This window comes from Neobacillus sp. B4I6, from assembly GCF_050434045.1.
Classification (GTDB): domain Bacteria; phylum Bacillota; class Bacilli; order Bacillales; family Cytobacillaceae; genus Neobacillus.
Genome location: NZ_JBNPWB010000002.1, coordinates 3,464,502 through 3,477,205, shown reverse-complemented (window position 1 = coordinate 3,477,205; position 12,704 = coordinate 3,464,502). Strand labels below are relative to the sequence as shown.

Here is a 12,704-nt window from a genome sequence, read left to right as displayed (position 1 = left end):
GGATCTAGTACATAAAGTCTACACTCTGTGTAGGCTTTTTCCGTTGTAACTGATAGTTAAAATATTTGCAGAAAATGGACTGTATGGTAAAATAATTATAGGAATATTCAGTTAATATAATAAAATTGTGGCTGAGTTAGAATAATAGATTAGAAGGAGTCGAGCAGAGCATGGAGAAAGTGAATGTAGAGAATAAAGGCTATTTTGGAGAGTTTGGCGGAAGTTTTGTACCAGAGGATTTACAACTAGTAATGAACGAATTAGAAGAGCAATTTTTCCGGTATAAAGATGACCCGGAATTTATTGAGGAATTCAAATATTACCTAAAAGAATATGTAGGCAGAGAGAATCCGTTAACATTTGCTGAAAATTTAACCAAGCAAAATCAAGGGGCAAAAATTTATCTGAAACGAGAAGATTTGAATCATACAGGGGCACACAAAATTAATAATGCAATTGGGCAGATTCTATTAGCAAAACGAATGGGTGCAAAGCGAATTATTGCCGAAACGGGAGCAGGCCAGCACGGTGTGGCAACTGCAACCGCATGTGCCATGTTTGGGATGGAATGTATTATTTATATGGGTAAACTAGATACGGAACGCCAAGCGCTCAACGTCTTTCGAATGGAATTATTAGGAGCAAAAGTTGTACCTGTTGATAAAGGGCAGGGCCGCTTAAAGGATGCCGTCGATGAAGCCTTGGGCGACTTGGTGCAAAACTATAAAAATACCTTCTATCTATTAGGTTCGGCCGTGGGTCCTCATCCTTATCCAACAATGGTCAAACACTTCCAAGCAATTATCAGCGAAGAATCGAAACGTCAGATCCTAGAAAAAGAAGGCAGGCTTCCAACAGCTGTAATTGCCTGTGCAGGAGGCGGGAGCAATGCTATTGGTGCCTTTGCCCATTATATTGACGAAAATGATGTGCGCTTAATTGGAGTTGAACCAGCTGAGGCACCGACGATGACTGAAGGGATCCCAGCTGTGATCCATGGCTTTAGATGTTTAACATTACTAGATGAGAAGGGCGAGCCTAAACCAACGTATTCGATTGCTGCAGGACTTGATTATCCTGGTGTCGGTCCTGAGCACAGCCATTTGAAAACCAGCGGGCGGGCCGAATATGTAACCGTAACCGGGCAAGAAGCACTCGAGGCGTTTCAGGTATTAAGCAAGACTGAAGGCATTATTCCTGCGTTAGAAAGTTCTCATGCTGTAGCATACGCCATTAAGTTGGCAAAAGAATTGGCAAACGACGATGTGCTGATTGTTAACTTATCTGGCCGTGGCGATAAAGATGTGGAGCAAGTATTTAAGATGTTAAAATAATTTAACAGCATTAAAATATTGACCTAAAAAAGAGTCGTTAGTAACAAATGTGAATTTGTTGCAGCGGCTCTTTTTTTATTCATTTGAGCTATAAAGAATTTTTCTCTATAAATTGAATATAATTTTAAAACACATGTGACCGTACTTTGGATTCAAAAGGGGACAAGTATGTATAGGAAAAAAATAAAATTCTATACTGATTTTAGCAGGTCAGGTGGATTCCCTTTTTATCAGCGGGTTTTTATTATTTTCTTGGGGGCATCTCTGGTCGCTATTTCCTTACAATTATTTTTGGTAGAAAATCATATTATTGACGGGGGGATTATTGGAATATGCATCCTTCTTTCACATATTACAAGTGAAGAAATAGGATTGTTTTTGTTGATATTAAATACTCCTTTTTTCCTAATTGCTTATCGATTTCTGGGTAGAAGATTTCTCATGCTAAGCCTATTTGCTATTCTTGTCCTATCAATTGAAACCTATTTATTAGAACCGTTTCCTGTCATAACTGATAGCCCGATTGTAGTGATTGTCCTTGGAGGTATTAGTTTAGGACTCGGAGTTGGAATAACCATTCGGTTTGGCGGATGTTTTGATGGGACAGAGGTGTTGGCCATTCTGTTTAGTAAACGTTCCCCTTTTTCAATAGGGCAAATTATTCTGTTATTTAATATATTCATCTTTGGAAGTTCGATTTTCATATTTGGTCCTAAAGAGGCATTCTACTCTTTAGCAACCTTTCTCATAGCCTATAAGACTATTGATATTTCTATTCAGGCTCATTAATTTAATAGTTTTTCCTTGTTGTTTCTTGTTATAAATGGCGATTTCGATTGTTCTTCAAATAAATTTCAAAATTTGTTGTTAAAATTTTGTGAACAACCAATACAATTCTGATAATTTTCGACATGAGCCTTTTGTAAATCGTAGAAATAGACTTATAGGCATACTCACTTTTTTAAACGTGAGATGAAGAGATTGCGAAGGTAAAAGCTTAATTAAGAGTAGGAAAACCTTATCTTATCATACCAAAATGCCCGGTCACCTATGTGACCGGGCATTTTTTAGGTAACAAGAGAGCTATTGTTTCTTTAAAAATTCTAGCACTCTTTCATTCACTAAGTCATTTGCTTCTGTTAAATAGATATGACCTGCACCTTGTATAGTCAAAAATTCAGCATTCGGAATTTTCTCTGCTAATGTTACCCCATTTTGGTATGGGACCAATTTATCTTCGTCCCCATGGATCACCAATGTAGGAACCTTGATTTGGTCAATCTCGCTGTAAGTATCATGGGCTAAGCAGGCCTGGAGCTGAAGTATATATGCATAGGGAAGAACAGGTATCTCTATTCTTTTTTTGATGTCCTCTGCAACTAATTCCCGCTGATTTTCGATAAATGCTTGACTGTAAAGGATTGGAGCCGTGGCCCATGCCATTTCTTCTGGTGTTGCAATAGAGGAGCCCCTTGAAAGCATTAACATCGAGACATCGGCACTAGGTTGTACATGATTTACTCCGCCTGAGGTTGTACAACCTAGAACAAGCGAACGAACCCGTGTGGGATACATAAGTGCTAATCTTTGTGCAATCATTCCCCCCATGGATATGCCATATACATGGGCTGAGTCAACACCGGCAGCATCCAAGACACACCTTGCATCTTCCGCCATTTTCTCGATAGAGTAGGGAGTATCTGGTTTGTCGCTGAGACCTGTACCGCGATTATCAAAAATAATTACCTTAAAATGCTCGCTTAAAGCAGGTAGAGTTCTAAACCAAGATTTTGAATTTAGTGACAACCCCATAATTAATAGTAAGGGTTCACCCTCACCATGAATCTCATAATAAAGATTAATTCCATTCCCGTTGGTTATTGGCATTCTAAAAAACTCCTCCTTTACATAGATAACGGTAAATTATATGATAATGTGCAATAGTAAAGAACATAGAAGAGGGGAGGAACCATCCTCCCCTTAACTTACTTTTGAGTGTTTTTTCAAAAAGTTGCGAAGAATCCTGTTAAAGGCATCCTTTTGCTCTAACTTTGCAATATGAGCAGTATTCCTTATAACGACAAATTCAGAGTGTTGAATTTTTTTATGCATTAAAAGCTGCATCCATACAGGTATTACTGAATCATATTGCGACCCCATGATTAACGTAGAGACTTTAATTTTAGGAAGTAAATTTAAATTGTTGACTTCCAGCCCTCCTTTACCACTCCAATACCATGAATAAAGACCAAAGGTTCACCTTCACCAAAACGTAAGTAAGGAATTTTAGAGCAACTAATAGACACCTCACTCAAATTTAACCCCTCCTATTGCCTTTTATCATAAATTGGGTTGCCACTATTTGTAAAGTGACATTTTTTATAAAATTCAGAATAATACAAATGCACTATTTTTACCTGTCCTCACCTGATGGACAAGTGTATTTCTTTGGTGCCTGACACCACACTAGGAAATTTCTAAAATAAGTGGAATTTTAATAGGAGAATACTGCTTTTTATTTTTGAGTTTCATTTGGACGTTTTGAGGGTAGTAGGTTTAATGTTTTGGTTTTACATATTTCACCATTTGGACAATGTTGGAATAAAAAAATATTCCGACAATTTTCGCTATATTTTTAGTATTTACAAAAATACCTAGATCACTAATGTTTAGTATTTTAGAGGCTCGTCTTTGGTCTTTCGAGGAAACATGGATATTTGTTGAATTTTGTCGAGAGTGGGAGGTTTACAAATTTTCACTTAACTACAATAATCGTAACTATATTAATATTTTAATGTTCCAACCATGTACTTTGCATTAAACAGTCATGATTTGAACTACATAAGTTGTGGTGGTGCACCTCTTCCTGTTGAAACTGTAAAAACCTTTGAGAAGAAAACAGGTGATCTATTAGTAATGGATGCGATTGGTTATGCTGCAAGCAAAGGCGCTGTCATTACATTAACGAAGGACTTAGCCGTTAAATTAGCACCATTTAATGTACATGTGAATGCAATTGCCCCTGGATTTTTCCCAACTAAAAAGGCTAAAGCCATCTTGGACTATTCAGGTGAAAGAATACTTGAGAGAACACCAGCAGGCCGTTTTGGTTCTGATGTTGATATGAAAGGACCTGCACTTTTCTTAGCTTCGGATGCTTCTAACTATGTATATGGTCATGTACTTGTCGTTGACGGAGGCACGACTGCCAGTGTACAGTAAAAGGTAGATACTGACTGGCAGTTAAGAGGGGTATAAATGAAGTACACCCATCAAGAAATGGATGCTTTTTATAAAAAGCTTGAAAAAAAATGGAATGAACAAATCCATGCCCGTACCAACAAACGCAGCTTTACTTTAGCTTTTGGGAGGGCATTGGAAGTACATGTGAAACAGATAAGAATTCACAAAAGGTTAACAACTAGGTGGTTAAAGCATTTAGATCTTCCGAATAAGGATGAAATAAGTGCTATTTCTGTAAGAATCGTAGATTATGAGGAAAAATTAGATTTTTTTGATGATGCGATCTACGAGATTAAACAAAGCCAGTTGAAGAACAATAATCAGCTAAGAATGGTTCGGAAGTCATGTGAAGACCTACTATCCGTTTTAGAAATGGAAGTAAAGGATATCCACGACTGCAAGATAAAAAGCCTAGAATCAGAGCTTTTAGAATTAAAACAATTTTTTTTTACAAATCATTTAAATTTGGAGGAGAATAACAATGACGAAAAAAACTGAAACTGTACTAGAAGTTGAAAACCAAGAAACTGTGGTAGATGGGGAAAAGGATTTAACAAGTCTAGACCTTGTATGGAAACTTGGCTTTAATGAATTGGATGCCTGGGCAGAGCGCTTTAACAAACAGGATGAACTTTTCTTAGAGACTGTAAAGAACTATGTGGAAAAGCTTAAACAGAATCAGGAAAATGCAATTACGATTGCTGCTCAATTTGGCATGGAACTTAAAAAATGGGAGAAAGCAGCACGCGAAGAATTACTTATGACCACAACTTCGCTACAGAACTTTTTTCCAGTGAAATCCTATGAAGAAATTAACCAAGTAGTAGATGACATTCAAAATAAAACTGCAAATCTATTATTAACACCTACTCAAGCGTTAATAACTGGTCAATTGGAAGCACTGGATAAATATGTGGAAACAGTTGAACAATATATTGCTTATCGAAAAAATGGCAGAGAAAAATACATTGAGAGTGTAAAGAAAACTAGCAATGTTTTATTTGAAAATCAAAAAGTATTTGTGAACATGTTGACTAAACAAGTCAAAACAGCGATGCTGCCATTTCAAAATTATATGAAGGACGTAACCGAGCAAGTTAAATAATAACAATATAGGGGTGTAAGTAATGTCAGGTAAAAAACCTTACGATCCATATGAATCCCTTCATAAGTTAAGTTTATTGTGGGAAAAACAGATTAATGATTTTATCTATCTGTTGACTGATAACAAAGATTTCGTGAAAATGTCCAAATTTGGGACTGAAATTAATTCCCGTTTTCTGGAGGAATTAAAAATGAATCAAGAAGCACTTGCTAGTGTACTAAATTTGCCTACTAAAAATGATGTCTCTAATGTTGCGACTTTAACGATCCAAGCAGAAGAGAAAATTGAAGCACTTGAGGGACAAATTTGGGAACTTCAAGATTCGATGAAGACGCAAAGCAAAGAGATTGAGAGTGTTGTAGAAATTTCCAAAGAAATTATTAAACTGACAAAGCAGCTTAAAATGGAATTAGTAAAAACGAAAAAAGAGCAAATAGACACAAAAGAATTACATGCCGAACTTCAAGAAATGAAGTTTGAAATCATGAAATTAACAAATTTTAAAGAAGAATTTGAGACTTTAAAGGGTCTTATTCTTAAAGGCACAAGTACGGAACAAGAGTTAACTGGATCAGGCTCATCCAAATAAAAATGAATCGGAGGTATGACATTGTCAACTGAAACACCATTAATGGGGTTCATTCCTGAATTGGATTATCAGAAAGAAATGGAACGTTGGTCTAATGTCTATAAGATTTTGAGTGAACCTGAGCCTAAGACAGGTCAGACTCCAAGAACTGAAGTATGGAAAAAAAATAAATCAGTTTTATGGTATTATCCTGCAAAACAGAAGAAGTATGAGATTCCTTTGTTTTTCGTGTATTCGTTATTTAATAAACCCTACATTTTAGATATAGACCCAAAGACAAGTGTTATTAAGAACCTGACCGAAATGGGCTATGATGTGTATTTATTGGATTGGGGTATACCAGGCTATGAAGATAAAAAAATCGGTCTTGACACCTATATCGAGAAATATTTAAAAACAGCGGTGAAGAGGGCTATTCGCCATTCTGGAGTAGAAGAAATTACATTAGTTGGCTACTGTTTAGGCGGGACGATTGCCTCAATCTATGCATCGATTGCAGAAGAACCAATAAAAAATTTAATTGTTGCAACCGTACCAATTGATTTCTCTACATTTATCGGACAAGATAAATGGGCTGAGGGCCTCAAAGAGGGAGATTTTAACATTGATCATTTCCTTGATGTTTATGGGGTGGTCCCGCCTAAATATGTTGAAATGATGTTTAGAGCGGTTGGATCACCAATTTATTTCACTAACTATACGATGCTTTTAAATCGAGCCCACGATCAGCGGTATGTGGATAAGTGGCGTCGAATGAATAAGTGGACTCTTGATCAGGTTCCTTTTACTGGGGAGGCTTATAAACAATTAGGTAATGACCTAATTAGGGATAACAAGCTTGTTAAAGGGGAATTAGTAGTTGGAAACAAAAAGGCAGATTTACGGAATATTGATGCCAATCTATTCGTTATTTCTGGCTCTAGAGACAATTTAGTTCTCGAAGAACAAAGTAAGCCAATTATGGATTTAGTATCTAGTAAGGATAAAACGTATCTTTGCGTTGAATCAGGCCATGTTGGACTTGCATTATCTGGTATGTTTGCGAGTATTGTTGATCAATGGGCATCCAGTCGCTCAAATCCGCTTTCAAAATGATTGTGTAATAAAGTTTGGTACAAGGAAATATATAATAAATATAGGCAATGAAGAAGAGGAAGGAGAATCCTTCCTCTCTAACTTGCCGTTTTATGTTTGTTCAAAAATGTCCGTAGAACTTCGTTAAATTCATCTTTCGCCTCTAACTTAACAATATGGCCAGTATTCCTGAAAATAACAAATTCTGAATGGCGAATTTGTTTATGCATCATACATTGAATCCATATAGGGGTGATTGAATCATACTGCCCGCCAATAATTAAGGTTGGAACTTTTATCTTAGGGAGTAAAGTTAAATTATTTACTTTTAGACATGCCTCCATTGCTTTAAAGAAAAATTCTTTGTTAGGCTTGTAAAATTTTGAAAAGTTTTCAAAATTTTCCTTTGACCAAGAATAGAGGCAGACCTTTGCTGAACTTTCTGTTATAGCCTCAAGAGCTTTTTTTTCTGCGCGTAATTTCCTGAATTTTATAAATAGTTTGCCCAGTTCTCTTGGAGCATAATGTAAAGTGCTTACCAGCATTAAGGAACGGCACATTTCAGGAGCTTGACGATATATTTCTTGCGCTACCACTCCACCCATAGACAATCCACAAATGTGCGCGCTTTCAAATCCAAGCCCTTTCACTAAACTGATTACATCACGAGCAAAGTTTTCTATCGATATCTCCCCAGGTGATATATACTCCCCATGTCCGCGTAAATCAGGGATAATTAAGTCAAACTGGTTCGCAAATTCAAACTGATGTGACCAACCCTCCTTCACCTCACCAAGACCGTGAATAAATACTAACGGCTCACCAGCACCAAGACGCAAATAAGGAATCTCGGAGTAACTTTTGAATATTTTACTCAACCTTCATTCCTCCTAGTTGTTTTATACAACATATGTTCCCAATATTTGAACGGTGTAAACATATATATATAATTCTGATTATTTTATTATATAATTACTTGTGGGAAAATATTACATATGGGTGTAAAACACATATATATGTACAGGTAGTCTCCTTATTCTTAAAAGTGAGAAAACAAGAGGAGGGAAAGTAAAGGGTAACTAAAATGAAAAAATGTTGTCAGGTTTAAAGGAGTAAAGTTTTTAGTTAAAATGAATGCTGTAAGGGAGAAAAACTAAGCTGCTTTGAGTTATGATAGGTAGATAAGAGGATTTTAAGTGAAAATGAGGTTTCGTTCATGATAAAAAAGTATATGACATTTCAAAAAAATAATGGTATTGCACCGTATATTTGGACGATTCTAGGTATATTACCGTTTTACTTTATTTTTCAATCACCTTCCACAATTGAAATTGTTGTAGGAATTTTACTCACGCTGCTATTCTTTATCTTTTACCGAATTGCGTTTATTTCAAAAGGCTGGCCGGTTTATCTATGGACGTTGATCTTGATCGGTATTTCGATTACTGCGAACAGCCTATTCAATTATGTTTATTTTGCATTTTTCCTTGCCTACTTTATCGGCAATATTAAAGATAGGATTGCCTTTTTGACCTTGTATTTTATTCATTTGTTTAGTACATCGGTATCAATTAACTTCAGTATCGTCATGCATGAAAAATTATTTCTACAGCAATTGCCCTTTGTAATCATCATTTGGATTAGTGTGATCCTTCTTCCGTTTAGTATCCATAACCGGAAGGAGAGGGGGCAGCTTGAAGAAAAGCTAGTGGATGCGAATAAACGGATTTCGGAACTAGTCAAAATAGAAGAGCGCCAGCGGATTGCCCGGGACCTTCATGATACACTCGGTCAAAAGCTTTCACTCATTGGTTTGAAGTCAGATTTGGCACGAAAATTAATCTCGAAAGATCCTGATCAGGCACGGAATGAATTGAAGGATGTTCAGCAAACAGCTCGGACGGCATTAAGTGAAGTTAGAAAAATGGTTTCTTCGATGCGTGGGATCCGCTTGAAGGACGAAATCCTCCGTGTTGAACAAATCCTAAATGCTGCCCAAATAAATTTTGTGCGAGAAGGGGATTTTACACCATCAAATGTCTCGCTGTTAACGGAGAATATTTTAAGCATGTGTTTGAAAGAGGCCGTAAATAATGTCGTTAAACATAGTGAAGCTAAGTCATGTTCCATATCGATCGAACAAACGTTGAAGGAATTGGTAATAAGAGTTCAGGATGATGGTATCTTTAAGGGGGAGAAGGAAAAGTTAGCAGAAGGTCATGGGCTGATTGGTATGAAAGAACGGCTGGAATTTATTAATGGCAGTCTAGATATTTTGACAAAAGATGGAACAACGTTAATCATAAGTGTGCCTAATGATGTCAAACCTGGTTTGGATAAGGAGGATAAAAAATGATTAAAATCGTGATTGCTGAAGACCAGCAAATGCTTTTAGGAGCCTTTGGTTCATTACTAAATTTAGAAGATGACATGAAAGTTGTTGGAAAGGCCTCAAACGGAGAAGAGGCCGTTGCGCTGGTGAAAAAGTTTCAACCTGATGTCTGTATTATGGATATTGAAATGCCTGGCAAGAGCGGACTGGAGGCGGCTGAAGAGTTGAAGGGTCTTTGCTGTAAAGTTATCATTTTAACCACCTTTGCCCGGACCGGTTACTTCCAACGGGCATTAAAGGCTGGTGTGAGCGGCTATTTGTTGAAGGATAGTCCTAGTGAAGAGTTGGCTAACACCATCCGAAGTGTGATGTCAGGAAAACGAATTTATGCTCCAGAATTAATGGACGATGTATATGGAGAAGAAAACCCGTTAACTGACCGGGAAAAAGAGGTGCTAGAACTTGTAGCTGACGGAAAAAATACGAAAGAAATCGCAGAAGTACTTAGCATCAAAACAGGAACTGTCAGAAATTACATCTCGATCATCCTCGACAAACTGGAAGTTAAAAATAGAATCGAAGCAATTACTCAATCTAAAGAAAAAGGCTGGTTCAAATAAAGAGTGTTTTTACGGTGTCAGGCACCGTAAAAACACTTTTTTTTTCGCATGATCTAAGGAGGTCAGACACTTGGGGAAGTGTAAATCCTAAATAAATGATTAAAATTTTCTTGAATTATAATCGGGTGCTAATTCCCTATTAAGTTGCAAATAAGTTTTATTTTTTTGAAAAGTGTAGTTTACTATAATAGAAAGTAAATATAGGAAGTTTATTACAGAAAGGGATTGATTTTTTGATGGGAGAATCAATAAAAGATGAGATTGATGGCAGCAAGGTAATGCCCCGCTCCCAACGGTTATGGATGGCTGGTATCCTCGGTACGTTAGCAGCATTCGGTCCCTTGTCGATTGATATGTATTTACCTGCTCTTCCTGAGTTAGCAAAAGATTTTCACTCAAATCCATCACTGGTTCAATTTAGTTTAACCTTTTTCTTGCTGGGATTAGCTTTTGGTCAGCTGTTTTCTGGTCCACTCAGTGATGTTTATGGGCGCCGTAAGCCGTTGCTTATTGGATTGATCACCTATTTTGTTGTTTCACTATTATGTGTGTTTAGTCCCTCGATTTGGACATTTATTATTTTACGATTAATTCAAGGGCTCGCAGGTTCCGCTGGAATTGTTATTTCACGGGCGGTTGTTCGGGATTTATATTCAGGTTCAGAATTAACCAAATTCTTTGCGTTGCTTGCATTGGTTAATGGCCTCGCTCCGATTCTAGCACCTGTTGTGGGTGCACAGTTCTTAAAAATTGTACCTTGGCAAGGTATATTTATCGTCTTAAGTATAATCGGATTACTGATGTCCATTGTTGTATTTTTCTGGCTTCCAGAAACACATCCTGAAGAAAAAAGGGCTGCAGGAGGGTTGAAAAATACATTTATTATCTTTAAAAACCTCATTTTAGATCGCAGTTTCATGGGATATGCTTTAGTACAAGGACTTGTTTTTGCTGCTATGTTTGCGTATATTTCAGGCTCACCTTTTGTGGTGCAGAATATATATGGCGGCTCTGCCCAAATGTTTAGTTTGATCTTTGCTATAAATGGAATTGGAATCATGATTGCTAGTCAAACGACAGGAAGATTGGCTGGTCGAATACACGAGTCAAAGCTGTTTGTTTTTGGAATCGGGATGTCTTTTTTCGGTGGAATTATTCTACTGCTTCTTTTGATTTTACATGCTGACTTACTAATTGTCTTACTCCCACTATTCTTTGTGGTAACCAGTGTCGGGGTGGTTAATACGGCAGGATTTTCCCTTGCTATGCAAAAACAAGGGAAGTCTGCAGGCAGTGCATCTGCTCTTTTAGGAGTCATGTCTCTTTCCTTTGGAGGAATTGTTGCTCCCCTTGTGGGATTAGGAGGAGAACATACAGCGATACCAATGGGAATTGTCATCTCTTGTGCTGGTGGGGGAGCGGTCCTTTTATACATGCTTCTTGTACATAACAGAAACCAAACAAATTGAGGTTACAAGGGTAAGTAAATTTCGGCTTCAAATTCTACTGTAAAAACGGCAGCTACGCTTCAGCTGCCGTTTTGTAATTATCAATAAAGCCTTTAATATATTCAAATACTTCCAAAGGGCGCTCTTCTGGAAGGGCATGGCCAGTATCTTTTAACACAATCAGCTCTGAGTTGGTTAGGTCTTTATTTAGCTTTTCGCCTACATTAAGCGGCATTGATTTATCATGATCCCCCCAAAGTAATAAACAAGGTGTTTTGATTTGGTTTAGGATCTCAACGGGCAGGTCTCCCTCACGGTCACGAATCATTCTTGTAAGCGCGACGAAAATCTCATCTTCTAAAAAAGGCTGTAAGTACCCATTTATCATTTCTTCGTTGATAATGGCATGGTTAAATAGTGCGTCTTGAAGATTCTTTTTTACACCAGTCCGTGCAAACCAATATTTTACGAAGATATGGAAATAGGGAAGGTAGCTAGTCAAGATTAAGGGCAATTTAGAGCGTTTAAGATAAGCTGAACTGCAGAGTAGAATGGCTGTGTCTGCTAGCTCTGGCATCATATGAAGGATATTTAATACAATTTGCCCACCCATGGAATGACCAATAAAGGTCATTTTTTTTAACCCCAAAGACTCCGTAAGTTTTATGACAGTTTGGGCTAAATTCTTGTAGGAATAGACATAACGGTTACATTTCGCACTTTTCCCAAATGGCGGAAGATCAACGGATAGTACCTGGTAGTCTTTCTTCAATAATGAGATCAAATGGCGAAATGTGAAGGTGGAAGAAAGGAACCCATGTAATAATACAAACGTTTTTTCCGATGTTTGATTTGGATAAAATTCATAGTATACATTAATGTTATTAACTGGTCGATAACCTGATAAGACTGTTTGTTCCATCTAAATCCCTCACCTGCTCCGTCAATAAAATAGATGA

Annotated in this window: 13 protein-coding genes and 1 pseudogene; 10 read left to right on the top strand and 4 right to left on the bottom strand. The window is 37.2% G+C overall.

Features of this window, described 5'->3' with window-relative positions:
- The first annotated feature begins 170 nt into the window (after positions 1-170).
- Positions 171-1,334: a tryptophan synthase subunit beta gene (gene trpB, locus QF028_RS19280; protein WP_429467837.1), complete on the top strand. Its 1,164-nt coding sequence runs from the start codon at positions 171-173 to the stop codon at positions 1,332-1,334.
- 168 nt (positions 1,335-1,502) lie between these two features.
- Positions 1,503-2,123, top strand: coding sequence for a YitT family protein (locus QF028_RS19275; protein ID WP_429467834.1), 621 nt, complete (start codon positions 1,503-1,505; stop codon positions 2,121-2,123).
- A gap of 294 nt (positions 2,124-2,417) precedes the next feature.
- On the opposite strand, the gene QF028_RS19270 is transcribed toward QF028_RS19275, so the two are convergent.
- Both QF028_RS19270 and QF028_RS19265 read right to left on the bottom strand, forming a co-directional pair.
- Entirely contained in the window at positions 2,418-3,221 is an 804-nt protein-coding gene (locus QF028_RS19270) for an alpha/beta fold hydrolase (protein WP_429467832.1), read from the bottom strand.
- 93 nt (positions 3,222-3,314) lie between these two features.
- Entirely contained in the window at positions 3,315-3,515 is a 201-nt protein-coding gene (locus QF028_RS19265; RefSeq protein ID WP_429472421.1) for an alpha/beta fold hydrolase, read from the bottom strand.
- A gap of 723 nt (positions 3,516-4,238) precedes the next feature.
- Here QF028_RS19265 and QF028_RS19260 point away from each other — a divergent pair.
- The 5 genes and pseudogenes from QF028_RS19260 to QF028_RS19240 form a co-directional block, all read left to right on the top strand.
- A pseudogene (locus QF028_RS19260) lies at positions 4,239-4,556 on the top strand (SDR family oxidoreductase); the annotation flags it as partial.
- Between the two features lie 36 nt (positions 4,557-4,592).
- Positions 4,593-5,075, top strand: coding sequence for a hypothetical protein (locus tag QF028_RS19255; RefSeq protein ID WP_429467830.1), 483 nt, complete (start codon positions 4,593-4,595; stop codon positions 5,073-5,075).
- Positions 5,059-5,682, top strand: a complete 624-nt coding sequence (locus QF028_RS19250) for a hypothetical protein (protein ID WP_429467828.1) — start codon at positions 5,059-5,061, stop codon at positions 5,680-5,682. Before QF028_RS19255 ends, QF028_RS19250 begins: the two co-directional genes overlap by 17 nt.
- A 22-nt stretch (positions 5,683-5,704) precedes the next feature.
- Positions 5,705-6,271, top strand: a complete 567-nt coding sequence (locus QF028_RS19245) for a polyhydroxyalkanoate biosynthesis repressor PhaR (RefSeq protein WP_168242579.1) — start codon at positions 5,705-5,707, stop codon at positions 6,269-6,271.
- Positions 6,272-6,292: 21 nt separating this feature from the next.
- Complete coding sequence (locus QF028_RS19240) at positions 6,293-7,366, top strand: alpha/beta fold hydrolase (protein WP_429467825.1); 1,074 nt, start codon at positions 6,293-6,295, stop codon at positions 7,364-7,366.
- 77 nt (positions 7,367-7,443) lie between these two features.
- On the opposite strand, the gene QF028_RS19235 is transcribed toward QF028_RS19240, so the two are convergent.
- Positions 7,444-8,223, bottom strand: a complete 780-nt coding sequence (locus QF028_RS19235; RefSeq protein ID WP_429467822.1) for an alpha/beta fold hydrolase — start codon at positions 8,221-8,223, stop codon at positions 7,444-7,446.
- 338 nt (positions 8,224-8,561) lie between these two features.
- Between QF028_RS19235 and QF028_RS19230 the strand changes: the two genes are divergently transcribed.
- The 3 genes from QF028_RS19230 (at position 8,562) to QF028_RS19220 (ending at position 11,766) form a co-directional block, all read left to right on the top strand.
- A complete protein-coding gene (locus QF028_RS19230) occupies positions 8,562-9,701 on the top strand; it encodes a sensor histidine kinase (protein ID WP_214999482.1) in 1,140 nt (379 codons plus the stop codon).
- Positions 9,698-10,297 carry a response regulator gene (locus QF028_RS19225; protein WP_429467818.1) on the top strand — a complete coding sequence of 200 codons (600 nt, stop codon included), beginning with the start codon at positions 9,698-9,700 and terminating at the stop codon, positions 10,295-10,297. Before QF028_RS19230 ends, QF028_RS19225 begins: the two co-directional genes overlap by 4 nt.
- A gap of 236 nt (positions 10,298-10,533) precedes the next feature.
- Complete coding sequence (locus tag QF028_RS19220) at positions 10,534-11,766, top strand: multidrug effflux MFS transporter (RefSeq protein ID WP_429467816.1); 1,233 nt, start codon at positions 10,534-10,536, stop codon at positions 11,764-11,766.
- A 52-nt stretch (positions 11,767-11,818) separates the two neighbouring features.
- Here the strand turns inward: QF028_RS19220 and QF028_RS19215 are convergent, their stop codons facing one another.
- Positions 11,819-12,667, bottom strand: a complete 849-nt coding sequence (locus tag QF028_RS19215; RefSeq protein ID WP_429467813.1) for an alpha/beta fold hydrolase — start codon at positions 12,665-12,667, stop codon at positions 11,819-11,821.
- Positions 12,668-12,704 lie beyond the last annotated feature (37 nt).